At 57.3% G+C, this 23,239-nt stretch carries 18 protein-coding genes; 9 read left to right on the top strand and 9 right to left on the bottom strand.

The features are described from left to right. Positions 1-66: 66 nt before the first annotated feature. Complete coding sequence (locus H6G07_RS09085) at positions 67-1,077, bottom strand: chemotaxis protein CheW (protein ID WP_073609531.1); 1,011 nt, start codon at positions 1,075-1,077, stop codon at positions 67-69. A gap of 120 nt (positions 1,078-1,197) precedes the next feature. Here H6G07_RS09085 and H6G07_RS09080 point away from each other — a divergent pair, with 120 nt between their 5' ends. After that, the gene (locus H6G07_RS09080; protein ID WP_139297096.1) at positions 1,198-1,479 is read left to right on the top strand and encodes a hypothetical protein; all 282 of its coding nucleotides are present in this window, start codon (positions 1,198-1,200) and stop codon (positions 1,477-1,479) included. Here H6G07_RS09080 and H6G07_RS09075 read toward each other — a convergent pair. The 3 genes from H6G07_RS09075 to cheB all read right to left on the bottom strand — a co-directional run bounded on the left by H6G07_RS09075 (position 1,433) and on the right by cheB (position 5,234). Continuing rightward, positions 1,433-2,950 (bottom strand): CheR family methyltransferase, encoded by a 1,518-nt coding sequence (locus H6G07_RS09075; RefSeq protein WP_073609530.1) that lies wholly within the window; start codon positions 2,948-2,950, stop codon positions 1,433-1,435. The genes H6G07_RS09080 and H6G07_RS09075 overlap by 47 nt on opposite strands. A 2-nt stretch (positions 2,951-2,952) precedes the next feature. After that, on the bottom strand, positions 2,953-3,792 hold the full coding sequence (locus H6G07_RS09070) for a pentapeptide repeat-containing protein (protein ID WP_073609529.1): 840 nt from the start codon (positions 3,790-3,792) through the stop codon (positions 2,953-2,955). A gap of 377 nt (positions 3,793-4,169) precedes the next feature. Next, the gene (cheB, locus tag H6G07_RS09065) at positions 4,170-5,234 is read right to left on the bottom strand and encodes a chemotaxis-specific protein-glutamate methyltransferase CheB (RefSeq protein ID WP_073609528.1); all 1,065 of its coding nucleotides are present in this window, start codon (positions 5,232-5,234) and stop codon (positions 4,170-4,172) included. A 759-nt stretch (positions 5,235-5,993) separates the two neighbouring features. On the opposite strand from cheB, the gene H6G07_RS09060 reads away from it, so the two are divergent. From H6G07_RS09060 to H6G07_RS09040, 5 genes are all read left to right on the top strand, one after another. Continuing rightward, complete coding sequence (locus tag H6G07_RS09060) at positions 5,994-9,557, top strand: PAS domain-containing protein (RefSeq protein WP_084173318.1); 3,564 nt, start codon at positions 5,994-5,996, stop codon at positions 9,555-9,557. Positions 9,558-9,584: 27 nt separating this feature from the next. Then, positions 9,585-10,181: a Crp/Fnr family transcriptional regulator gene (locus H6G07_RS09055; RefSeq protein ID WP_073609526.1), complete on the top strand. Its 597-nt coding sequence runs from the start codon at positions 9,585-9,587 to the stop codon at positions 10,179-10,181. A gap of 63 nt (positions 10,182-10,244) precedes the next feature. Then, positions 10,245-10,691 carry an SRPBCC domain-containing protein gene (locus H6G07_RS09050; protein WP_073609525.1) on the top strand — a complete coding sequence of 149 codons (447 nt, stop codon included), beginning with the start codon at positions 10,245-10,247 and terminating at the stop codon, positions 10,689-10,691. Between the two features lie 351 nt (positions 10,692-11,042). Next, on the top strand, positions 11,043-11,486 hold the full coding sequence (locus H6G07_RS09045; RefSeq protein WP_084173517.1) for a hypothetical protein: 444 nt from the start codon (positions 11,043-11,045) through the stop codon (positions 11,484-11,486). Positions 11,487-11,647: 161 nt separating this feature from the next. Beyond that, positions 11,648-13,465 (top strand): ABC transporter ATP-binding protein, encoded by a 1,818-nt coding sequence (locus H6G07_RS09040; RefSeq protein ID WP_073610486.1) that lies wholly within the window; start codon positions 11,648-11,650, stop codon positions 13,463-13,465. Positions 13,466-13,550: 85 nt separating this feature from the next. Here the strand turns inward: H6G07_RS09040 and H6G07_RS09035 are convergent, their stop codons facing one another. The 3 genes from H6G07_RS09035 to H6G07_RS09025 form a co-directional block, all read right to left on the bottom strand. Then, complete coding sequence (locus tag H6G07_RS09035; protein WP_139297151.1) at positions 13,551-13,784, bottom strand: hypothetical protein; 234 nt, start codon at positions 13,782-13,784, stop codon at positions 13,551-13,553. 79 nt (positions 13,785-13,863) lie between these two features. Further along, positions 13,864-14,349 carry a MerR family transcriptional regulator gene (locus tag H6G07_RS09030; protein ID WP_073610488.1) on the bottom strand — a complete coding sequence of 162 codons (486 nt, stop codon included), beginning with the start codon at positions 14,347-14,349 and terminating at the stop codon, positions 13,864-13,866. A 225-nt stretch (positions 14,350-14,574) separates the two neighbouring features. Next, positions 14,575-14,859, bottom strand: coding sequence for a MoaD/ThiS family protein (locus H6G07_RS09025; protein WP_199311996.1), 285 nt, complete (start codon positions 14,857-14,859; stop codon positions 14,575-14,577). A gap of 133 nt (positions 14,860-14,992) precedes the next feature. Here H6G07_RS09025 and H6G07_RS09020 point away from each other — a divergent pair, with 133 nt between their 5' ends. Then, positions 14,993-15,952, top strand: coding sequence for a DUF4349 domain-containing protein (locus H6G07_RS09020; RefSeq protein WP_171973084.1), 960 nt, complete (start codon positions 14,993-14,995; stop codon positions 15,950-15,952). A gap of 86 nt (positions 15,953-16,038) precedes the next feature. Beyond that, a complete protein-coding gene (locus H6G07_RS09015) occupies positions 16,039-17,376 on the top strand; it encodes an NAD(P)/FAD-dependent oxidoreductase (protein WP_073610491.1) in 1,338 nt (445 codons plus the stop codon). A gap of 20 nt (positions 17,377-17,396) precedes the next feature. Here the strand turns inward: H6G07_RS09015 and pheT are convergent, their stop codons facing one another. Beyond that, the gene (gene pheT / locus H6G07_RS09010) at positions 17,397-19,835 is read right to left on the bottom strand and encodes a phenylalanine--tRNA ligase subunit beta (RefSeq protein WP_073610492.1); all 2,439 of its coding nucleotides are present in this window, start codon (positions 19,833-19,835) and stop codon (positions 17,397-17,399) included. A gap of 384 nt (positions 19,836-20,219) precedes the next feature. Between pheT and H6G07_RS09005 the strand changes: the two genes are divergently transcribed. After that, positions 20,220-21,812, top strand: a complete 1,593-nt coding sequence (locus H6G07_RS09005) for a serine/threonine-protein kinase (RefSeq protein ID WP_073610493.1) — start codon at positions 20,220-20,222, stop codon at positions 21,810-21,812. Here H6G07_RS09005 and H6G07_RS09000 read toward each other — a convergent pair. Beyond that, positions 21,809-22,999, bottom strand: coding sequence for an AI-2E family transporter (locus H6G07_RS09000; RefSeq protein WP_242026696.1), 1,191 nt, complete (start codon positions 22,997-22,999; stop codon positions 21,809-21,811). The two genes, H6G07_RS09005 and H6G07_RS09000, sit on opposite strands and share 4 nt — an antisense overlap. Positions 23,000-23,239 lie beyond the last annotated feature (240 nt).

Raw genomic sequence — 23,239 nt, 5'->3', positions numbered from 1 at the left:
GAATGGAGCAAAAAGACCAAAAGGACTAACTTTAGCGTTTAAGTTTAGGGAATTTTTCATGGTTAACTAGTCTGAATGATCGACAACAAGAGCGCCCGTAGTCAGCAATTTTGGCAGATCTAGAAGGGTTACCGTAGAGTCGCCGTGCTGAACAAATCCTTTGAGATAGGGGTTGCTGCTGGAGTGGACGGCGGTGGGCGTCGCTGCTATCTCCGCAGCATGCAGATAAATCACATCAAAAACATCGTCAATGACAACCCCTGCTACTAGGGATCCCAGCCGCATAACCACCGCTGTTTTAGGCTGGAGAGGAGCGGCTGGAGCCAAATTTAGAAAGTGACGCACATCCACTAGGGTTAAAATTTCACCGCGCAGATTTATGTTTCCCACAATGTGCGGTGGGCAGCAGGGAATAGGCGTGATCTGAGGCACTTCAGCAAATTCGTGCACGGTTTCTAACCCCAGGGCAAAGCGCTCGCCCTCTAAGCCGATAACCGCCAGGGCCGCCTGATCTGACGTGCTTTCGTCGGCCATCAACTGGGTTAATCCGGCGGCTCGAGCCTGTAGCACCTGTTGCTCGCCAGGGCTAAACTGCGCTATGAACCGGTTGGTCTTCACCTCCGCAACCGGGGCTGAGGATGCACTGTGGGAGCCCTGTTCCAGGGCCACTGGGTCGATCAAAACGATGACGGTGTCTCCCTGGCGGGCAAACCCGACAGTCAGCGGGTTTGCCCCATAGCCAAAATAGGGAGTCTCTAGGGCCGCAGTGATGCTACTCGGGGCGATCGCCTCTACGTTTTGAATTTGATCGACGACGAGGCCGATCTGTCGGCTGCCGCACTGCACCACAATGATGGCCTGGCTCAGGTCGTTGGGCCGCTGGGGATAGCCCAGGCACACCCTGAGGTTGATGACCGGCAGCAGCTGACCGCGTAGGTTTAGCATGCCAGCGACTTCTGGCCCCGATTCAGGTACCGAGATCAGGGCCGGCAGCAAGAACATTTCTTGTACGGCCTCAGCGGCTAGCCCATAGTGGGCACCGTCTAGCATGAACAAAAGGTAGGATGTCGGGGTCATCGCGGATTGCCCCCAAGGGGAATAAAGCACGGCAGGGTAGAACGCAGATCCCTCTAGCCGACCCGCTTGAGTTTGGGTTAGAGAGAAATCAATGCTTCGGGCTTAGCATTCCCCCGTGGAATGAGTTATCCGCAATTTAGAGAAAATGTCTGGGTTCTAGCCATTGCCAGAATAATTAGAACATTCTCCATACGCTTGCAGCGATCGCGACGCACCGTTGTCTTGCACCAGTTTGAGTGGGTGACAGTCGGTATCCTAGCGCAATGGCGATCGCCATATTTTCAGCGCGCCGCCCATGGCGCGACCATTGAGCCATCCTACAAAAACCGTGATTTTGCTTTGGGTGGAGACGAGATCAATCTTGAGATGATGGGCGATCGCCGCCTGCGACCTGCTGCTTGAGGTGCGCTTGCCATTGGGCAACGGTGGCATCGCTGTGGTCATCTAATACGGTGCTGGGAGGCAGTTTTGCCAATAGAGTGAGAGCATGCTCGCGGGTTGTTTTAGCTTTCTCAGGCTGCCGGGTGCGATCGTAAATGCTGGCTAAATCAAGATAGGCTTTAACGAAGTCAGGGTCTAGATAAATAATTTTACGCAGATGCTCTTTTGCGGTTTCTAGATCATTCTCATCTTCGGCGATTTGGGCCAGCAGATAGTGCATCTCGAGGCTGAGGGGCTGCTCCTGGATCACCTGCTGGCAGAGTTGTTTGGCCTGGCTATAGCAACCAGTGTTGGCGTAGGCCCGAGCGGCAATCTGGCGCGCAGCGGTGCAGTTTGGATGGGTACGGTAAAGTTGTTTAGCGGCTCGAATGGCGCTGGTGTAATCGTCTTGCCGGAGGAACGCAGCTGCTTCCTGTAGGGCTGCGGTCAAGCTATCATCCAGACTGAAAAGTGCGGTTTTGGGGGCCAGACGAGGGGGCTGGGGTCTGGCTAAATGCCGTTGAGCGGCTGGTGCGGCGGGTAGGGGTAGAGCGACCTGGGGTGGTTTTTGATAGACCACGGTTTCGGGGAAACTCGTGACCAGAAACGGGCTGGTGTTTTGGCCGTAGAGTTCGGTATGGCCGGTGAGCAAATACCCTTGGGGAACCAGGGCGCTGTGAAACCTTTGAATAATTTGACCAATTGCTTGGCGATCGAGATAAATAAATACGTTACGGCACAAAATTAGGTCTAAGTCGCCTGGCCCCGGCCCCAGGCTAGGGCAGGGGTCTTTGAGCAGATTGCCAACCTGAAAGACCACGTGCTGCTGAAGGCGATCGCAGATTTTATAGGCCTGGCGATCGGCCTGAAAATATTTCTGTTGTAGAGCCGGAGGGGTTTGCCGAAAAGACCAGCTGCTATAAAGCCCCTGGCGAGCGCTGTGGATGGCGGCGGCGCTGATGTCGGTGCCAATTAGCTGCACATCCCACTGGGGCCACGCAAAGTTGAGCTGGTCGAGGGCGATCGCAATTGAGTATAGCTCTTCCCCAGTGGAGCAACCGGCGCTCCAAATGCGCAGACTGGGTTTGGCACCTAGGGGAGCCGCGTCCTGCTTGCGCTGGATGATTTCGGGCAGGAGGCGATCGCTCAGTAGCCTGAGCTGGTTGCTGTCTCGAAAGAAGTAGCTTTCATTGATCGTCAAAATCGAGTACAGCTCTTGCCATTCAGACCGCTGCTGGGGCAGGCTAGGTTGAGCCTTGAAACGATCCAGGGCAAGAGAACCGTGGTCTAATGCCTTGAGGTAGTCGTGGTAGTCGGCTAAGGTTCTCAGCCCCAACGCTTTGGCCCGCAGCCAAACTTTATCTGCCAGGATCTGAAAATCTTGGGGGCGGATACACAGGCCAGAATGGTCGGCGATGAGTTCGCTGATGCGCTTTAGGATCAGATCGTCCATAGCTAGTTGAGGGCGCTCGAGTCAATGGTGATGGCATCTCGGTCATGGCCGGGATGGGTCAAAATCAGCTGACCCAGGTTGACGCGCCACAGGTTGGTTTTTTTGAAGTTGGCCCCCGCTAGCTGGGCATAGTCGAGGCAAGCCTCAGAGAGGTTGGCCCGAAACAGGTTGGCATTTTCTAACGAGGCGTTGCTCAGATCGGCTAGCCGCAGCACCGCTTCGCGCAGATCGGCTTCAGTGAGGTCGGCACCGCTAAGTACCGCTCTAAACAGGTTAGTGCCTACACAGCTAGCCCGCCTGAGATTGGCTTTGGCCATATTGGCTCCCATCATGCTGGCGCAGTTCAGATTGGCTTGACACAGGTTGGCGTTGCACAGATTGGAGTAATAAAAGGTGGTTCTGACCAAGTTGGCTGATTGCAGAATGGCCTCTCGCATATCGACTTCGTAGAAGTTAGACTCGCCCAGGTCGGCATCGTTGAGCAGCGTCTCTTGCATATCTGCCTTGTAAAAGTGGGAGTGGCGCAGATTGGCGTTACTCAGATTGGCGGTGTAGAGGTTGGTTTTATAAAAATCGACCATGCTGAGGTTCGCCCGCCTTAAATCAGCCATGCAGAGATCACAACGGTAGAGGGTTGACGACTCAAAATTAGCCCGAGTGAATGTGCTTTCTCTCAGGTTGGCTTCATAAAAATTGGCGTGGCGGAAGTCGATGCCAGGCAGATGCAGTTTGCCTAGATCTGCTCCCTGAAAGTCTGGCCTCACACCGGGATTGTGGAGTCGCCAAGCATTCCAGCTCTCAACCCCTTTGTTGAGAATGTCTAAATGTTCCGCATTTGCCATAGATAGGTGCTCCCAAAGTTGCGCATGGAGGCCGTTTGACTAGGGGCTCCTGCGCCAGGTGACGATGCTGAAAGAGGCGTTAACTAAAGGGGTAATGCGTTGGTGGCTAAACCCAGTACGGCCTAAGGGCTGCTAAATGAATTTGCGCCAGACCAAAAAATGCCTTGGCCCTAGAGCTGAGCAGCAGATCGTTGACGAGGTCTGTAGCTAGCCGATAACGGTGCCAAAGCAGGCTACCCCAGTCCCAATTTTCCCCAGAGAGAGTGCTGGTTAACGCTTGTTCACATAGTTGGGTAATTTCCTCAGTCACTGTTGCCGCGATCGCATTAATAAAACTCAAAAAACAGCAATAAAGTATCCAAGAATACTTTTAGGAGCTAATTAAGGCCGCTGACAAAAACTTGGCTGAGCAAAAAAGGGGCAATCGCGCTCAAAGGCAGCACCTGCTGGGCCGCCCCCAGGGCGATCGCCTCCTTGGGCATGCCAAACACCACACAACTCGCCTCGTCTTGGGCAATAGTGAGCGCCCCTGCCTGGGACAGGGTCTGGAGACCATCGGCCCCGTCGCGGCCCATGCCCGTGAGCAGCACGCCCACAGCTGACCGGCGGTAGTAGGTGGCCACCGATTGAAACATCACCGTTACCGAAGGGCAGTGCCCGGCCACTGGCTCACCTTGAGAAAGCTGAATGCGCCCGCCCGCATCGATTTCTAAGTGGTGGCGCTCCGGGGGAAAGTAGGCCACACCAGGCTGGGGCACAGCGCCCGCTGTGGCGATAGTGACTCGCAGGGCGCAGCTGTTGTCTAGCCAGTCAACCAACCCCTGCAAAAACCCATTGCTGATGTGCTGTACGCACACAATCGGTACCGGAAAGGTTTTGGGCAGCTGCTGCAAAATCGCTAGCAGAGCCTGGGGGCCGCCCGTAGATGCTCCCAAGGCGAGCAGCCGAGGGCGTCTATCCAACCCAGTGGTAGATAGGGGTAGCTCCGGCGGAGCCATGGGAACTGGGCTGCGCCGCCGGTGAGTGAACACCGACACCCCTGCCAGCACTCGGATTTTGGTCAGCAGCTCAGTCTTAGTCTTTTCATACTCAGAAGCTAAGCCAGTGCGGGGCTTAGGAAAGATATCTAGCGCCCCTGCTTCTAGAATGCGAAAGACAGTCTGGGTATCTTCTTTCTGCACCGAGGCACTGATCACCAAAATAGGGCAGGGGCAGTGGGCCATGACCTCTTCAGTCAGCTCTAGCCCGTTCATCTTGGGCATGTGCAGATCGGTGCAGATTAAAGTTGGCTTCACCGTTGCCATCAGGTCTAGGGCCTCCTGGCCGTTGCGGGCCACCCCCACGACTTCCATGTCGGGTGCCTCCCGCAAAATGCGCTGCAACAGAACTAGAGCAACGGGTGAATCTTCTACCAGCAAGATGCGAATGGGGCCAGAGGGCATCTAGGTCTCTCTCGGAGTCGTGGGCTGGGTTTAGCGTAATCTATGGCGGCACTGCCAGGACGCTGTTGCTCAAAGACAGAGGGCTTAACAGCATAGGACTGAGCAAGAACGGAGGGGTAGACGATCGGTATGGGAATGTTAGCGGGTTAAGCAGCGCTTTCCACGAGGGGGAATGCTCTGGGCTGGCACGTTCTATTTTCCATGGGTGCCCCTGGGCTGAGGTGGTACAGCCTTGGCTATCAAAGCAGGGAGACCTTGTGCTTAGGCAAGCTGAGGGATTGAACCTACAGTGCTGCGAGATTCCTGATACTTAAATTTTCCCGCCTAGGGGCAATGGCTATCGCCTAGTCACACAACTACGCAATGGCCATGGGCCTTAGAGAAAGGCTGGCTACTTAAGAAGGTGTTGTATGAATAAATACTCAGAATGGCGGCTAAAGCTAGGCTTAACAATTCGTGAGAGGTGTCATTCCCTAGGGTAACGCTCTAAGATGGAGCTGGGAAATTTAACCCTGGCACACCCTATCTTTGGGTTGTTTTTCCCCTGCCGGGGCTCTAAAAAGCAAGTCTTAAAAATTAGGCGGTTCGATTGAGCCTTTTAGGAGTCTGTAAACCTAGTGAGACTAAGGTGACGAGCTTTATCTAAAGTTTGGCAGGAAGGCATTTTGTTGACGGATTTAGTAGTTGGCCACGGCACAACGGGGCCCAAGATCTGATGTTTAACGTGGTTAATTGCTGATTAGGCGTGTGCAGTAAAGAATGACATTATCTAGCGGGCTGGCCTTTTTAAGCAACGGAGGAGAGACAGGATCTCTAATTCGAGCCTTTAATTGGTCAGAGACGTCTTTAGGGCCGATGGAGGCTTGGCCCCAAAGCTTGCGTATTACGCTGCAAATTTTGCTTTCGTCTCGGTTCCCTATGCAGATTTTGTGGGGGCCAGACTATATTCAATTTTATAACGATGCCTACATTCCCATCGCGGGGAATAAGCATCCTGCGGGTATTGGCCAGCGGGCGGAGGACTGTTGGCAGGAAGTCTGGGATTTCTCCGGGGCGCTGCTGGCGCAGGTAAGGGCGACGGGAGAGGCCACCTGGTCTGAGGATCAGCCCATGGTGCTCAACCGCAACGGCCAAGCTGAAGAGGGCTATTTCACGTTTTCTTATACGCCGATTTGGGATGAGCCGGGCCAGGTGGGGGGCATTTTTATTGCCGTCAATGAGACCACTCAAAAAATTTTGGGGGAGCGGCGTGAACGGGCTTTGCGGGCTTCGGCCCAAGCGGCTGCCGAAAACTTGGAAAATGTCTTAGCGGGCATCAGCGATGAGTTCATGATGTTGGACTCAAACTGGTGCTTTACCTACGTGAACGATCGCGCCGTAGCCGCTCTGCAAAGACCTCGCCAAGAGCTGCTGGGGCAGTCGATTTGGGCGGTGTTTGCGGAGGCCGCTGCAACGCCCTTTTATGAGCAGCTACACCGGGCGGTTGAGGCCCAAACTGTCACCAGTTTTGAGCTGTTTTCTGCCGCTGAGGGGCGCTGGCTTGAAAACCGGGTGTATCCCCTGTGCGATGGTGTCTCACTGCTGCGGGTTGACATCACGGAGCGCAAAAATCTAGAGCAGGCTCTGCAAACCTCCCAAGACGAGCTTAATAGTCTGCTCAACACTGCCCCGGCCTCGATCGCCCGCTGCCGCTTTTTTGCCGATCGCACCTACATCCTTGACTACCGTTCCGTGGGCTGTGAAGCGCTGACCGGCTACACCCTGGCCGAGATTACCCCCGACCTCTGGATGGCGCGCACCTTCGCGGAGGATCAGGCGGCGATCGCTGGCCCCATGTTTGATGCGGTGTTTGAGCAACGGCCAATCACAGTTGAGTATCGCTTTCGCCACAAAGATGGCTCAATTCGGTGGATTGCCGATAGCCTGACCTCGCGCCGCGACGAGGCCCAAGACTGCTGGATTGTGACCCTGGTGGGGGTCGATATCACCGCCCGCAAGCAGGCTGAAGACGCCCTGCGCTACAGCGAGGCCCACCTGGCCATGGCCCAGCGGCTCGCCCAGTTTGGCAGCTGGGAGTTTTACCCCGAGAGCCAGCAGAGCGTGTGGTCAGAAGCGATGTTTGACCAGTTTGGCTACGACCCAGCCCAAACGGAGCCCAACTACGGCGAGCTCATGCAGCGCATTCACCCCGACGATCGCGCCATGGTGCAGCAGTTTATCGAACGGGCGATCGCCGATCACCACGCCTACGCCTTTGATCTCCGGGTGGTCTTACCCGATGGCTCAGTCCGCTACCTGCACTCTCGCTGCGAGCCGGTGCTTGATGCTCAAAACCAGGTGGTCAAACTCATGGGCACCTGTTTAGACATTACCGATCGCAAGCAAATCGAGATGGTCTTGCAGGACAGCCAATCGCGGCTACAGCTGGCTCTGCAGGGTGCCAACTGCGGCACCTGGGACTATGACCTGATCAGCCAAGCCCTGGTCTGGTCCGATCGCTGCAAGGCGATTTTTGGCCTCGCCCCTGACAGCGAGATGAGTTTTGAGGTGTTTGCCCAGGCCATTCACCCCGAGGATCACGATCGCGTGCAGCAGGCGGTGGCAGAGGCGATCGCCCATCGCCAAAACTACGATGTAGAAATGCGCGCCCTGTGGCCCGACGGCACCGTGCACTGGGTGCGATCGATTGGGCGGGTGTATGACGACGAACAAGGGCAGCCCTACCGCATGGCGGGCGTAGCGCTAGATATTTCTGCCCTAAAGCAGACTGAAATTGCCCTGCGAGAGAGCGAAGAGCGGTACCGCGTTTTGGCTGAGGCCATGCCCCAAATGGTCTGGATGGCCGATCGCAGCGGCGTTTTGTACTGGAACCAGCGCTGGTACGACTATACGGGCATTTCAAGGGAGGCCGCTGCCGGTATTGGCGGTACCAACATCGTTCACCCCGACGAGCAGGCGCGCACCATGGAGCTGTGGCAGCAGGCCCTAGACCAGGGCATTGGTTTTGACATTGAGCAGCGCATTCGTCGCTACGACGGCGTCTATCGCTGGTTTATCAATCGCGGCCTGCCGGTGCCCGACAGCAGCGGCGCAGTCACCCGCTGGGTCGGCACCATCACCGATGTGGATGACCAAAAGCAGCTCGAAACCCAGCGCGCCCGCCTGCTAGAGCAGGAGCGCGTGGCCCGAGAAGCCGCCGAAACCGCCAACCGCATCAAAGACGAATTTTTGGCGGTGCTCTCCCATGAGCTGAGGTCGCCCCTCAACCCGATTTTGGGCTGGGCCAGGCTGCTGCGTATGGGTCAACTCAGCGAGACTAAGGTTGAGCACGCCCTGGAAACCATCGAGCGCAACGCCAAACTTCAGGCGCAGCTGATCGACGACCTGCTCGATGTGTCGCGGATTTTGCGCGGCAAGCTGATGCTCAACAGCCTGCCCGTGTCCCTGGCTACCGTTGTGCAGGAGGCCTTAGAGACCGTGCACTCCCTGGGCGAGGCTAAGGGCGTGCAGTTTGATACCGAGCTGGATGATGCGCCGTTTAAAGTTTTGGGAGACCCCAACCGACTCAAGCAGGTCGTTTGGAATTTGCTGTCCAATGCTGTCAAGTTTGCGCCCCAGGGTGGGCACGTCACCGTGCGCCTGGCCTACGACAATAGCTGGGCAGAGATTCAGGTGAGCGACACCGGCAAGGGCATTGCCCCAGAGTTTCTGCCCCATGTGTTCGATCGCTTCAGGCAGGCTGACAGCACCACCACCCGAGATTTTGGTGGCCTGGGGCTGGGGTTGGCGATCGCCCACCAGATCGTCGAGTTGCATCAGGGCACCATTCAAGCCGAAAGCCTTGGCGAAAACCAGGGCTCCACCTTTACTGTGCGGTTTCCGATCATGTTTGATGCGGTAGACACTCCAGCGGCTCTGACCCCCTCCCCAGCCCAGGGCGACTTGCAAAATATTCACGTCTTAATTGTTGAAGATGACGCCGACAGCCGTGATTTAATCACCACAACGCTGCAGCAGGTTGGAGCCAGAGTAACGGCCCTCTCCTCGGCTGCCGCTGCGATTGCGGCCCTCTCCGAGACCAAACCCGACATCGTAGTTAGCGATATTGGCATGCCTGGTATGGATGGCTACATGCTCATGGAGCAAATTCGAGCGGTGACCTGCGACCAGCCCATTCCTGCCATCGCCCTGACCTCCTACACGAGCGCCGTCGATCAGCAGAAAGTGTTGGCCGCTGGTTTTCAAAAGCATCTGCCAAAACCGATGGAGTCGGCCCAGCTAGTCGAGGCGATCGCAGCCCTGGTGCAGCATCGCTCTGCGTAGCCGATAGCAGCTTTGAAACACGTTCCTATGCATGAGCCACTCGGTCTGTTTATTCACCACATCTTTCCCCAGTTCACTATGGATTGGTCGCTGGTGGAACCCCATTTGGAGACGCGATCGCTCAAAAAAGGCGATTTTTTAATCCATGAGGGTGACCCCTGCAACTTGGTCGGCTTAACCCTGCACGGCTGTCTACGAATGTTCTTTCTCAAAGACGGCAAAGAACTGACGCTGTTTTTTTGCCCTGAAGGTTACCCGCTGGGGGATTATCAAAACCTGCGGCTACAGCGGCCCGCGATTTTTTCCTGTCAGGCGATCGAAGACTCTGACGTGCTAATCCTGAATCGACAGGTGCTGACCGTTTTGGAGTCGGCCTCTGAAGGGCCACAGCTGATGCGGCAGGTAGTGGAATTTTTGGCCTTTCGGCTGCGCGATCGCCTGCTGTCACTTTACCGAGACACTCCTGAGCAGCGCTACCTGGCCCTGATGGAGGCGGAGCCCCACCTGTTGCAGCGAGTGCCGCAGCACTACATTGCCTCGTATCTGGGGTTAGAGCCAGAGTCGCTCAGCCGCCTTAAGCGTCGGCTGTATCAGGGACAATTATCTAAACAGTCGAAGCCTTAACCCACGTCAAGGCGCGCCGAGGGAGGGGTTTCTAGGATGGGGATGTCGCAAGTGAGACACCCCATGGATATCAACCCCAACGCCCCCGTCAGCGCCCGCCACCAAATCACGATCAACGCTCCCATTGAGACCGTTTGGCAACTCTTGACCGACATTGACCAGTGGCCGACCTGGAACTCCAATATTTCTGCGGCCACCTTGGCAGGGCCTATGCAGCCTGGCTCAACCTTTCGCTGGAAGGCGAACGGTACGGGAATTTTTTCGACCCTGCAAGCTGTTGAACCCCATCGCTACCTGAGCTGGACGGGGAAGGTGATAGGCACCCGAGCGATCCACACCTGGGCATTAGAACCCCTGGGCGACACCGTGGTGGTGACTACCGCAGAATCCTTTGAGGGCTGGCTGGTGCAGCTGACCAAGGACATGATGCAGAGCACCCTCGACACCTCGCTGGTGGCTTGGCTAACTGATCTGAAGCGGCAGGCAGAGCAAAGCCGCGATCGCAGCTAATGCGATAGTTACAGCAGTTGCCTAAGCGGTGCCGCACTGCCCTTTAAACTGGCTTCGCAAATATATTTGGCGTTGCTGAATTGAGGAATGAATCTGCAAAAGCAACAGTTGCTGCATCGCCCCCCAACCCCCCAAATTTGGGGGGCTTTGAAGTCGTCTGGTTCCCCCCAGAATTGGGGGGCTAGGGGGGCAAATCATACCGTTGATCAGCAACGCCATATATTTCTAGGTAGCCTAACCATCATGGTTCCTATCTTTGCAGCTTGCCAGAGGTTTGACTTCCAGCGGGGCGAGGCGTGGGCTCACTACGTTGCATGGTCTGGCTACGCTCACCTGAGCGAAGTTGTGTCTATGGACACGACACTTTGCCCATCGCTGATCGATGCCCTGATTGATGAAGATTGGAATTTCAATATTCATGCCAACAACCGAGTTCACTACTTTCGCGATTATGAATACCTCAAACGTCGCATTGCCTATGACGCTGCGCAGCACAATCTGTTGGCATTAATTGAAGCTCCCGATCGCCAGTTATCTATATCCGATGCCTGGCCTAGGGCCTTTAGCTTTTGCGGCTACGACATTTTAGATGTAAACAACTCGATCAGTCTGCTGCTGAACTGCGGGGCATTTCCATCGATTTTCGGGCCTGAGGATGTTAATCGATTTGGCCTGCTCAATCAGTTTGCTCGGGCTGTAGAAATTGCCCGTAACCTACGTCAGCAGTTTCCCGACGATTTTCACTGCGGCGATTGTCGGATCTGGGCGATCGCCCGATATACAAGCCCTGCATAACTACTTCGGCTTGGTGACGTAAGCGTTAGTAAATAAACATTAAAACGACATCGCAACGCTGCTGAACCTACTAACTCCCTGACCAAACACCTTGCAGAATCCGGAATCCTGTGTTGTAGTATGTATACTACAACGTACTCGATCGCAGGACGGTTCCCGTCATGGCTTCCTTTCATCACGTTATTCGCTATTACAGTCGCTACCGCTGGGCCGCGATCTGGAGCATCACCGCCAGTAGCCTGTTTCAGGTGGTGGATTTAGTGGTGCCCTACAGCATCGGCCAACTGCTCAACGTGCTCTCTGACCAGCCCATTGACCCCCTGAGCCAGGGGATGGTCGATCGGGTAGCGGCAGTGGTGAGATATCCGGCTGGGCCGGGATTGGCGATCGCCATCTTGCTGGCCATTATCTTTTTGGCCACCGTAGTCCGCGCCCCGATTCAGCCCTGGGTGGCCGACTGGTTTCACTGGGATATTGCCCTGCGCACCCGGCGCGACCACACCCACTCGGTGATTCGCAAGCTGCTGACCCTGCCCCTGGGCTTCTACGACCTGCACAACCCCGGACGCATCTCAGGTCGGGTGGCGCGGGGTTTGTCAAACCACACCTGGACCTACCCCGAAATTGCGAATCAACTGATCCCCAAGCTGGTGCGCATCACCGGCATCTTCGTTCTGATCTGGTGGATTGACTGGCGCATTGCCCTGGTCTTTTTGGTGTCCTTCATCGGCATTCTCAGCTTTAGCCTGAAGGATCTAATTCGCTTAAACAAAAAGGAGCAGACCCTCGACACCTACATGGAGAATACCGAGAGCCGCACCTCGGAAATCATCACCAACATCAAAACCGTGAAAGCGTTTGCGACCGAGCGGGACGAGCTGCGGCGGCAAAGCCAGCGTTTGCAGCGCGAGTTCGCTGTCGTCATCCGCGTCATTCACAAGGGTTACGTCATTCTCGGCACCTGGCAGGATTTGATCGTTCAGAGCTGTGTGTTTGGTCTGCTGGTGATGACGTTGCTGGCGACTTTGCAGGGTCACATCTCGTTGGGGCACTTCATCACTACTCTGACGGTGTCGAGCATGGCCTACTCGGAGCTAGGGCCGATTAGTGAAGTGGGCGAAGTCTTTGCCCGCCGCTATGCCTCGATGCTGCACTTCCACGAGTTTATGGAAGAGCCCCTGGGCACCGACGCGGTGAATCTGACCGATGCCCCCGAGAGCCTGCCCACCTATCAGTTCACCGGCAAGGTGCACTTTGACCAAGTGAGCTTTGGCTACGACACCGAAAGGCCCGTGCTGCAAGCCATCGATCTGCTGATTGAGCCTTACCAGACAGTGGCCTTGGTGGGGCGATCGGGCTCGGGTAAGTCGACTCTGGTGAAGCTGCTGTTTCGCTACTTTGACCCCCACAGTGGGCGCATTTTGATCGACGGCGAAGACATTCGCCAGCTAGATGTGACGGGATACCGGAAGCGGCTGGCGATCGTGCACCAGGAAGTGGATGTGTTTAACGGCACTCTGCTCGACAACCTGAAGTACGGCAACCCCACGGCATCGATGGAGCAGGTCAACGAAGCCTGCCGCATCGCTCGGGTTGACGAGTTTATTCACCGCCTGCCCAAGGGATACTACACCGTGGTGGGCGAGCGGGGGGTGCGGCTCTCGGGCGGACAACGGCAGCGACTGGGCATTGCCCGCGCTCTGCTGGTCAACCCCGACGTGCTGGTGTTTGACGAGGCGACCTCTAGCCTCGACTACGAATCGGAGCGATCGATTCAGCTAGCCATGCGATCGATTCTCGGCACGCGCACCACAATCATCATTGCCCACCGCCTGAGTACGGTGCGCGAAGCCGACAAGATCGTGGTGCTGGAGGAGGGCCGCATTGCCGAAGTGGGCAACCACGAACAGCTGCTGGCCCACGGCGGCATTTACCACCGCCTGCACGTGCTGCAAGAAACCGGCGAAATGGTGAGCTAACCTAAAGCTGCTGGATCAACCCTAAAGCCGCTGGATCAACCGATCCAGCGGCTTTTTCAGTCATGATCTAAATCGGTCTGGAAACTCAGGGTAGGGGACCAATGCGCGCCAGGATCGATAGACGGTTGCGGGCGGCGCTCACCAGGGCATCGGCACCAAGGCCACCGACGATGACTGCGGCTAACGCGGTTTGTAGGTTGTGATGATCGGCGGTGAACAGAATGGCGATCGCTAGAGCGATAAACACCAGCCCCACTGTAGCGGTGACCCATCGGTAGGAGCGCGATCGCATCCCCCTAGGCAGTTCAGGCTTTTCCATAGCTTGATCAGTCAACAGGATGGCATTTCTAACGTACCCAGAGGTCGCAAAGAAGTGGTCTCTTAGCCCTCAATTGGTGCTAGCTAAGGCGCACCTTTTGCCTAAAGCGATCAAGATCTACCACTTTAGGGGCGGTGGATCTTGCCGTCACACTGGAAAAAGCAAAATCTGACGCATCCGCCTCGACGAGGGCCAGCACAAACTGACCTATGCAGCTGCACCCGTGGCTGACCAGATGAATCACCTGAGGGGACACAGTTGTACCGGATTGTACCCAACTGACCCCGTGGCGGTTGATGACCAGGTTTTTGTCACGCAGGGTGCGGCTTATGCCGTGGTCATCAAAGTATTGTAGAATCTTGCGGATAGTCTGAAACGACAGGTGCTGGCGCAGCCGACTAATAGCGCGAATTTCAAGAATTTGCTCCCAGGAATAGAACACCTCCAGTCGGGAAGAATCTCCAGATCGTTGGGGTATGATAATTCCTGTTTTTTCGAGATAGGCGAGTCGACCGGGGCTGCTGCGGGCTAAGACAACAGCATGGCGGCGAGGAAACCAATCCATAGCGGGCGCTCCTGCGTAAACGCTAGATATGGAGTTAACAAGATCAACTCTACGCTATAGGTATGGAAATATCTGGGGTGCGATGAGCATTTCTAGAACTTTTGAGAGCTCGTACAAAACCAAAGAATGGGGATCGTTCACCCTGCCTTGGATGCGGCAACTTTAACGTTTTTTGAAGTTTTCTGAGTAAAACAGGACGGCTGCGCCGGGTCGCTTGTACTGGTTTCAGCCACCGCTCACGGGAGGGATCAACACCACCTCGTCACCGTCTTTTAGCGGGGTATCGTCGGCTACAAACTGAAGGTTGAGGCCCAGGCGAGTGCGATCGCGCCAAGCCTCCAGCTTGGGATGCTCGGCCAGGGCGCGATCGCGCACCGCCCCCACTGTGGCCCCCTCTGAAAACTGCCACTGCACCTCAGGCTGGCCGTAGGCTTCTTGGTAAATGGCAAATAGCTTGACGGTGATGCTGATGGGTTCTGGCACTGGGGTGCGATTGCTCCTCTGCGGCAACCGTGCGATCCTATCAAGAATTAGGGTGCGATCGCCCTCGATCGCTCTACCGGTTTCACTATTGGTAACTTGGGCAATTGCCGCGATCGTTCAGGCCATAGTAAAGCCATCCGAGTTTGGCTTAGACGACCCGATGACCCGTTCTGCATTCCTTCGTGTCCATCGTGCTCAGTTTTTAGCGATCGCCCTGGGGGCTGCCCTAGTAGGCGGCTGTGCTGGCGTACCTAATATGGCAAGCCAGCAAGAAGCTGTGGCCCCTGAATCGGGAGCAGTGTTAGGCGATGCTGGGGCAACTGCCAACCAGGCAATCGCCCCAGCCACAGATTCTGCGACCGCCGACATGGCCAAGGCTGGTGAAATCGCGCCCGCTCCCAGCGATATTGGGCAGCCAGCGCCTCAGCTAGTCAAGCAGGCCAGCCTGGTGCTGGTGCTGACGGATATTGACGCCGCTGTAGACCAGGTGCAAGCCATCCTTCAGCAGGCCCAGGGCGATCTGCTGAGTCTGCAAGATCACCGCTCTCCTGAGGGCACGGCTCAGCAGGTGACCTTGACCCTACGGGTGCCCCAGGCTGAGTTAGATGGAGTGCTGAACGCCCTCCGGCCCCTAGGCACTGTGCAGCAGCAATCGCTGACGGCGGAGGATGTGTCGAGCCAGCTGGTGGATCTCGACGCTCGGCTGAAGAATCTGCGCCAGTCGGAAGCCGCTCTGCTGAAAATTATGGAGCGCTCGGGCGAAATCTCCCATGTGCTAGACGTGGCGCGGGAACTTAGCACCGTGCGCGAGTCGATCGAGCGCATGGCGGCTCAGCAGCAAAACCTCAAACGACAGGTGGCCTTTTCACAAATTTACCTAACCCTGCAAAGCCCAGTGACTCAAGTCACCCCGCTGCGCCCGGTCGGTGAAACCCTCGGCAACACCTGGGAATCGGCGACTCAATCGGTAAAAGCATTCACCGTCAGCGGGCTAAAGCTAGGACTCTGGCTGCTGGCCTTTAGCCCCTATTGGGTGTTATTGGCGGCGGTAGGCTATGGCGGCTATCGGCTGTGGCACCATCGCACCGCCCAACCCGACGCTGAAGCTGAGAATAGCTAAGCTAAGGGCAGGAGTCCTAACCGCTGCTAGGTCTGGGGCCGTTGGGATGTGTCTGCTAAAACTGCGATCGCTTCTGGAGCACTGCTATGGAGCACCGCTTAGGTCGAAATGCAATTGTCATTGGCGGCAGCATGGCGGGGTTGCTGACGGCTCGGGTGCTCAGTGACCACGTTGCCCAGGTCACCCTCTTTGAGCGCGATCGCCTGAGAGATCAGCCCGAAGCCCGCCCTGGGCAGCCCCAGGCCCATCATCTCCATGGGCTGTTGGGCCGTGGCTTGCAGAGCATGGCCAGCTATTTCCCGGCTTTGGTAGACGCTCTCCGCAGCGGTGGGGCAACGGTTACCGATATGGGGCGCACCATGCGCTGGTATTGCGACGGCGGCTATCGCCTGCCCTTCGAATTTGGCCAAGACTGCGTCATCGCTAGCCGCCCCTTTTTAGAATGGCAGGTTCGCCAGCAGGTGGTGGCTTTGCCCAACGTCACCGTGCTCGATGGCTGTCGCGTCCATCAGCTACTGACGAGCGAGCAGGGGAAGCGAGTTGTCGGGGTACAGTTTACTCGTTCAGGCACCGATGCTCAGCCTGAAACCCAGTACGCTAATCTGACTGTGGATGCGACCGGGCGCGGGTCGCGATCGCCCCAGTGGCTAACAGAACTCGGCTATAGCCCCCCGCCCGAAAGCAAGGTGGTCTGCCACACCAGCTATGCCACCCAGATTTACCGCCGAGCGGCCACCCACCAGCCCAGCGACTGGATTTTTATTACCCCCACTGGGCCTCAGGAAAAGCGCGGCGGCGTTGCGCTCCCCATCGAAGACGAGCGTTGGATTGTTACCCTCAGCGGTCGCCAGGGTGCCCTCGCGCCCACTGATACAGCAGGCTTTCTTTCCTTTTCTCAAAACTTGCCAGCCCCAGATATTGCTGCCATTGTCAGCCGCAGTGAGCCGCTTTCGGCGGTTTATAACTACAACTTTGCCGCCAGCTTGCGCCGCCTCTATGAGCAGCTCAAACGCTTTCCCGCAGGGTATTTGGTGCTGGGCGATGCAGTGTGCTGCTTTAACCCGCTCTATGGCCAGGGCATGACCACGGCGGCGCTACAGGCAGAGGCGCTAGATGGGTTGCTGCATCACCAGGGCGACCCATTGCAAGACATTGCGCGCAAATTTTTTAAGCGTGCCGCTGAGCTGATCGACATTCCGTGGCAAACCGCCGTAGCCGAAGACTTTCGCTATCCGGAAACCCAGGGTGAAAAATCTCCAGGCACAACGTTGATCAATGCCTATGTCACCTGCGTCAACCGGGCCTCTCACCGTGACCCCTTGATCGGAGCGGCCTTTCTCAGGGTGATGAATATGATGGCACCCCCCACCAGCTTGTTTCAGCCTCAAATTTTGTGGCGAGTGCTGCGATCGCAACCTCCGTAACGGCCCTACCCAGGCTGAGGCTAGCTCCGCAAGGTCACTCCAAACTGTTTTTCTAAAGCGGCGCGCACCTTTTTGTGAACTGGGTCTACCGTTTCATCGGTGAGGGTTTGCTCGGGGGAGCGGTAGACCAGACGAAAGGCCAGGCTGCGCTGCCCTTGAGGAACGCTTTCGCCTCGGTATTCGTCGAACAGGGCGACCGACTCCAGCAATTTGCCCCCGGCTTTGGTCATAGTTGTCGTGAGGTCGGCGACGGTGATCTCTAGGGGGGCGTAGAAGGCTAGGTCGCGATCGCTCACCGGAAACGTCGAGTACACCCCAAACTTCACCGACTTTTGCAGCACTGGCACCAGGCAGGTCTCTAGGGCCGACCAGTTGAGCTGAAACACATACACCTCGGCGGGGAGCTGCCGCTGCTGGCGCAGCTGGGGATGGAGCTGGCCAAAGCGGCCTAACTCTAACCGTCCCCGCACCCACAGCGACGCGGTGCGACCGGGGTGAAAGCGCGGGTCGGTGCTGTCGGCGCGGTAATCAACCGCTAGGCCCAAGCGATTAAACACGCCGTCGAGAATGCCTTTGGCTTCGTACCAGGTGAGGGGCCGATCTTGACCGCTGGTGACCCACTGGCTCGATCGCCCGTCGCCGCCGACAATGCCGCCCACGGCCTCAGCCTCATGAATGCCGGCGTCATCTTGCCAAAAGATATGGCCGATCTCAAAGCCGTTGAGGGGGCCGTTGCCCTGGTTGAGATTAAATTCGTAGGCGTCGATCAGCCCGTCCACCAAATCTTGGCGCAGGGCCGAATATTCAGGGAAGAGGGGGTTGGCCAGGGTGACCTGACGATCGCTAATCGGCTTAGTCAGTGAGTAGTGCAGCAGCTCCGTCAGCCCCGCCGCGCGAAACGTCTCCCGCAGCTTGCGGCGCAGGGCCGCCTCGACCGATAAAAAGCCGCCGATCGCCTTGTGGGGCAGGGTGTCGGCAAAGTGGTTGTAGCCATAGAGGCGGGCCACTTCTTCAATCAAGTCCACCTCGCGCTCCAGGTCGCGGTAACGATAGGGGGGCACCGTCACGGCCCACACGCCTGCATCATCCGTCGGGGCTACCTGGCAGCCCAGGGTTTCTAGCAGCTTTTGAATGGTTTCAGGTGGCAGGTCTTGGGGCTGGTCGCCCAGGTTGATGACTTGGCCCAGCAGTTGGGCTACCCGGCTCAGCCGCAGGGTAATCACCCGCTCGGGAATGGCCGCCCCGAGGGAAGTGGTGCCAGTGGTCTGGGCAACGACGGTGGCTCCGGCTAGCTCTTGTAGGAGTTGCAGAGCGCGATCGCAGGCTAGCCCCAGCTCCGCCGGGTTCACACCGCGCTCGTAGCGGGCCGAAGCCTCGGTGCGCAACCCCTGACTGCGGGCCGACTTGCGAATCGCCGCCGCGTCAAAAAAGGCGGCCTCTAGCATGACCGCTCGGGTGCCGTCGTGAACCTCAGTATCCTCACCGCCCATCACCCCCGCCAGGGCCACGGGCTGGTCGTTGGCGGTAATTAATAGAGTCTCGGGCTGAAGCTGGCGCTTCTGGCTATCCAAGGTCACCAGGGTTTCGCCGGGCTGAGCGTAGCGCACGCCGAGGTTGAGGGCGGCTCCGGTGGTCAGCAGGCGATCGCGATCAAACGCGTGCAGCGGTTGCCCCCACTCCAGCAGCACGTAGTTCGTGACATCCACCACGTTGTTAATGGGGCGAGTGCCCGCCGCCACCAGCCGCTGCTGCAACCACTGGGGCGAAGGGCCGAGGGCAATGTTCTCTAAAACCGTACCGATGTAGATCGGGCAGGCTTTCTCGTCGGGTAGGGCAATTCCCGGAGCCGTAGCGTTTTTCGGTATCGCAGGCGCTTGGGTGACCGGCAAGTGCAGCGTAGCCCCCGTAATCGCCGCCACTTCGCGGGCGATGCCTACCATGCTCAAGGCATCGGCCCGATTGGCGGTCGAGGTGACATCGAGAATCACGTCGTCTAGGCCAAGCAGGGGGCGTACGTCTTGGCCCAGCTCCAGGCTGTCAACCGCAAAGATATGGATGCCTTCAGACTCCTTCGCCAGGCCCAGTTCCGCCAGGGAGCAGATCATGCCCGCCGAGGGCACGCCGCGCAGCTTGCGGGGCTTGATGGTCAAATCGACCACTGGCAGGTAGGTGTCAACAGTAGCCACCGCCACGTAGATATCGGCTCGCACGTTGGCAGCCCCGCACACTATAGTTGAACTATCGGCCTGGCCAATATCGACCCGACAGACGCTGAGCTTATCGGCATCGGGGTGCGGGGTGCGCTCTACCACTCGACCTACCACTACGCCATCGGCCCAAGTGCGTCTATCTTCAATATCTTCGACCTCAAACCCAGCCATGGTCAGGGCCTCGGCTAGCTCTTCGGCAGAAAGCTGGACATTGACGTATTCATTGAGCCAGTTGAGGGATATGCGCATGGTGGGGCTGTCTTGACCGTTAGAAAATCTAGAAGGCTGTGGTTTATTGCCCAAATATTCTACCCTGCGGGCATTGCATCTACCCAAGGGCCGCCAAGCTCTACTGCACACCTGGCTTGCTATTGAGAATGGAGATTAGGGGTTTATCGAGTTTTTACATTTCCCTGCGATTTTGGGCAGAAGTATATATCCCTGTAGATGAATGCTATAGCCCCTCTCTAAAACAGGGAATAATTGGGGTAATGTGGCATTACCGAAATGGGTTGGCCCTCACAACCACCGCGATCGCGGCCTTGGGGCTGCCCGGTTATTGCCTCGCTGCTGGTTAACTACCCCTTGCCGTGACCTTCGGGCCTCGTCTAGATACCCACCCTTCTGGGCCGCATGAGCTACTGCATCAACCCTGATTGTTCTAAGCCTAAGAATCCCCCCACGGTTAACCAGTGTCAAACGTGCGGGGCCGACCTCCTGCTGCGGGGCCGCTACCGCATGATCCGGGCTCTGGGACGCGGCGGCTTTGGGGCGACCTTTCTGGCCCGCGACGAGCTGCTGCCCGGCAAGCCCCCCTGCGTCATCAAGCAGCTGCGCCCCTCCGCCGAAGCGCCCCACGTGCTGGAGATGGCGCGTGATCTGTTCAAGCGAGAAGCCAAGATCCTGGGGATGATCGGCAACCATCCTCAACTGCCCCGCCTACTCGACTACTTTGAGAGCGGGACAGAGTTTTTTTTGGTGCAGGAATATATCAATGGCCTCACCCTACAGCAGGAGGTCAAGCGCGGTGGCCCCTTCACTGAGGCTGGGGTGAAGCAGTTCCTCAGCGAAATCCTGGCGATGGTGCAGTATGTCCACGACAACCACGTCATTCACCGAGATATCAAACCCGCGAACATTATTCGGCGTGACCAGGATAAAAAACTGGTGTTGATCGACTTTGGGGCGGTAAAAGACAAGGTCAATCCGGCTCAGGCGGCCAACTCTGACCAGACGGCCCTCACCGCCTACGCCATTGGCACCCCCGGCTACGCGCCCCCCGAGCAGATGGCCATGCGTCCCGTTTACGCCAGCGACATCTACGCCCTGGGGGTAACCTGCCTTTACTTGCTATCGGCCAAGGCTCCCAAAGACCTCAACTACGACCCCAACAACGGGGAACTGCTGTGGCGTGAGCACGTGCACATTAGCGACCACTTCGCTGGTGTGCTGCAAAAGATGTTAGAGATCTCGGTCAAGCATCGCTACCAAAGTGTGGAAGCCATCCACCGCGACCTAGACCTCGAACCCTATATGGAAAGCCTGGCGCAAAACATGGCATTTCCAACCTCCCTGGGGCCGGCCACCAGCGGGTATAGCAACGGCTATGGGCCGGTCAGTGGTTCTTCACCCCATGCTGCGATCGGCAATTCAGGGGGGGGGTCGCCGTCGTCTCGCATGGCGGCGGCGATTCGGGCTCGGCGGGAGCGATCGCATTCGGGGGCCAAGAGCATAGCTCCCCTGGTGCCAACTCAAAACGGCTCGCCCACCCCGCGAAAAGCTACTCCCGCTGCTGCTGCACTGTCTTCGGACGATGTGAAGCAAAAGTACACCAAAGGTCGGCGCGACTTTTCGCTGCAAACCTTTAAGGATCTCGACCTCCAGCGCACCCTGCTTGTCGAAGCTAACTTCAATCAATCAAAGCTGCCCAACGCCAACTTTCAAGGCTCTGATCTGAGCAACGCCAACTTTGGCCGCGCCAACCTCTGCAAAGCAACCCTGCGCAACGCCAAGTTGGTCAAGGCCTACTTTCACTACGCCAATCTGGAGGGGGCCGATCTGCGGGGGGCCAACCTCGCCCATGCCTGTCTGTCGAACGCCAACCTGCGGGGGGCCAACCTCTGCGGAGCCGACTTGACGGGAGCGCTCATCTCTGCCGACCAACTGGCGTCGGCTCGCACCAACTGGTCTACGGTGATGCCCAACGGCCGCCGAGGTGTGCTCTAGGGTAGCACGGTCGCCTTGGCCGGGGGAGAGCTAGCGCCGGGGGTAACGGTGGCTTCGGCCTCTGGAACAATCTGACGGGAATTACGCAGCGCCACCAAGGCCTCTTTGATAATCACGGCGGCGGGGACAGCCACAATCACCCCCAGCAGACCTCCTACCCTTGCCCCAGATAAAATGGCGATAAAGACCCAGAAGGGGTTCAAGCCGGTGACGCTGCCTAATACCCTAGGGGCAATGCCGTTTTCGACTAGCTGCTGCACAATCACGGCAGAAATCAGCATGGGGATGGCAATTTTGATATCCCGCAGGGCCACCAGTAGGGTAACGATGATCACACCGACGGTGCCGCCAAAGGGCACCAGCGCCAGCAGCCCCACGGTGAGGCCAAATAGTGACCCGAAGGGCACATTTAGCAGACCAAAAATAATCGTCAGGGCGGTGCCAAAGCAGCTAGCGACGATGAACTGGCCTAAAAAGTAGTTGCGAAAGCTCTGCCGCAGAGTCTCTGAGAACGGCTGCTGGAGGCGGGTCGGCAGTAGTCCTACCACCCCTTCCCACACCTCTTCGCCATGCTGAAGCAGGTAGAAGGTGAGCACCACGGTGAGCACGACATCGAGCAGCTTGTTGGCGGTAAAGACCGCCACGTTGATGGTGAGGTTGAGGGCTTCCCCAGCGATGGACTGGATCTCGCGCTTGAGGCGATCGCTGGTCTGAGCAATCAGTCCATCAAGGTTGATCGGCCAGCCCCATTCAGCCATCTTGCCGTCGAGCACCATGAGCTGGGTTTTGCCGGAGTCAAACCAGTCGGGCAGTCGCATCACTAGCTGCTGGCCCTGGTCGATGACAAAGGGCAACACCACAATGGCCAGGCCCGAAAACCCGACCAGGGCCAGCACCAGCACCAGGGTTGAGGCCAAGCCACGCTTGAGGCCGAGGGTTTCGAGGCGACCCATGGGGTAGCTGAGCAAAAACGCCAGCAGACCCGCGATCAGCACGGTGACTAAAATTGAACGGAAGTAGCCAAAGATAACTGCTACCGCCCAGACGTTGAGAACAAGCAGCGGCGTGGCCAGCAGCACTAGGGCTGACTGCGCTATAGGGCTAAGCTCTTCCCACCAGCGAGCGAGCCAGCTTTTGGCGATCGGTTCGTTACCATGTGCTGCACCGTACTCCATAGGTCTGTTCATGGGGGCCAAGGTCTTTTGGGGCGCGGCCATTGTGGCCATCTACAAGCCTAAGGCAAAGCAGTGAGTTTCAAGCTTGGGCGATTCCGGAACGGATACTCGTTTCGAGTCGGTCCCCGAACGCTACGCGAATTGCGCTTTTTTGTCAGTCCCGTAAAGCTTTGCTTTTAGCACTGGGCACCTCAAAGGGTAATATGTAAACAATTTAAAACAAATCCCTCCATAGTCCAGTTTGATTGGTTC

This window comes from Phormidium tenue FACHB-1052, assembly GCF_014696675.1.
GTDB classification, from domain to species: Bacteria; Cyanobacteriota; Cyanobacteriia; order Phormidesmidales; family Phormidesmidaceae; genus Nodosilinea; species Nodosilinea tenuis_A.
This window is presented reverse-complemented; position numbering and strand designations above follow the sequence as displayed.

What these genes read in the sequence shown, in the direction of transcription:
- pheT (WP_073610492.1), bottom strand. Translation starts at nt 19,835, where the DNA reads ATGCGCATATCCCTCAACTGGCTCAATGAATACGTCAATGTCCAGCTT.
- H6G07_RS09000 (WP_242026696.1), bottom strand. Translation starts at nt 22,999, where the DNA reads ATGAACAGACCTATGGAGTACGGTGCAGCACATGGTAACGAACCGATC.
- cheB (WP_073609528.1), bottom strand. Translation starts at nt 5,234, where the DNA reads ATGCCCTCTGGCCCCATTCGCATCTTGCTGGTAGAAGATTCACCCGTT.
- H6G07_RS09020 (WP_171973084.1), top strand. Translation starts at nt 14,993, where the DNA reads ATGACCCGTTCTGCATTCCTTCGTGTCCATCGTGCTCAGTTTTTAGCG.
- H6G07_RS09045 (WP_084173517.1), top strand. Translation starts at nt 11,043, where the DNA reads ATGGACACGACACTTTGCCCATCGCTGATCGATGCCCTGATTGATGAA.
- H6G07_RS09075 (WP_073609530.1), bottom strand. Translation starts at nt 2,950, where the DNA reads ATGGACGATCTGATCCTAAAGCGCATCAGCGAACTCATCGCCGACCAT.
- H6G07_RS09085 (WP_073609531.1), bottom strand. Translation starts at nt 1,077, where the DNA reads ATGACCCCGACATCCTACCTTTTGTTCATGCTAGACGGTGCCCACTAT.
- H6G07_RS09040 (WP_073610486.1), top strand. Translation starts at nt 11,648, where the DNA reads ATGGCTTCCTTTCATCACGTTATTCGCTATTACAGTCGCTACCGCTGG.
- H6G07_RS09055 (WP_073609526.1), top strand. Translation starts at nt 9,585, where the DNA reads ATGCATGAGCCACTCGGTCTGTTTATTCACCACATCTTTCCCCAGTTC.
- H6G07_RS09030 (WP_073610488.1), bottom strand. Translation starts at nt 14,349, where the DNA reads ATGGATTGGTTTCCTCGCCGCCATGCTGTTGTCTTAGCCCGCAGCAGC.
- H6G07_RS09005 (WP_073610493.1), top strand. Translation starts at nt 20,220, where the DNA reads ATGAGCTACTGCATCAACCCTGATTGTTCTAAGCCTAAGAATCCCCCC.
- H6G07_RS09070 (WP_073609529.1), bottom strand. Translation starts at nt 3,792, where the DNA reads ATGGCAAATGCGGAACATTTAGACATTCTCAACAAAGGGGTTGAGAGC.
- H6G07_RS09080 (WP_139297096.1), top strand. Translation starts at nt 1,198, where the DNA reads ATGAGTTATCCGCAATTTAGAGAAAATGTCTGGGTTCTAGCCATTGCC.
- H6G07_RS09015 (WP_073610491.1), top strand. Translation starts at nt 16,039, where the DNA reads ATGGAGCACCGCTTAGGTCGAAATGCAATTGTCATTGGCGGCAGCATG.
- H6G07_RS09050 (WP_073609525.1), top strand. Translation starts at nt 10,245, where the DNA reads ATGGATATCAACCCCAACGCCCCCGTCAGCGCCCGCCACCAAATCACG.
- H6G07_RS09035 (WP_139297151.1), bottom strand. Translation starts at nt 13,784, where the DNA reads ATGGAAAAGCCTGAACTGCCTAGGGGGATGCGATCGCGCTCCTACCGA.
- H6G07_RS09060 (WP_084173318.1), top strand. Translation starts at nt 5,994, where the DNA reads ATGACATTATCTAGCGGGCTGGCCTTTTTAAGCAACGGAGGAGAGACA.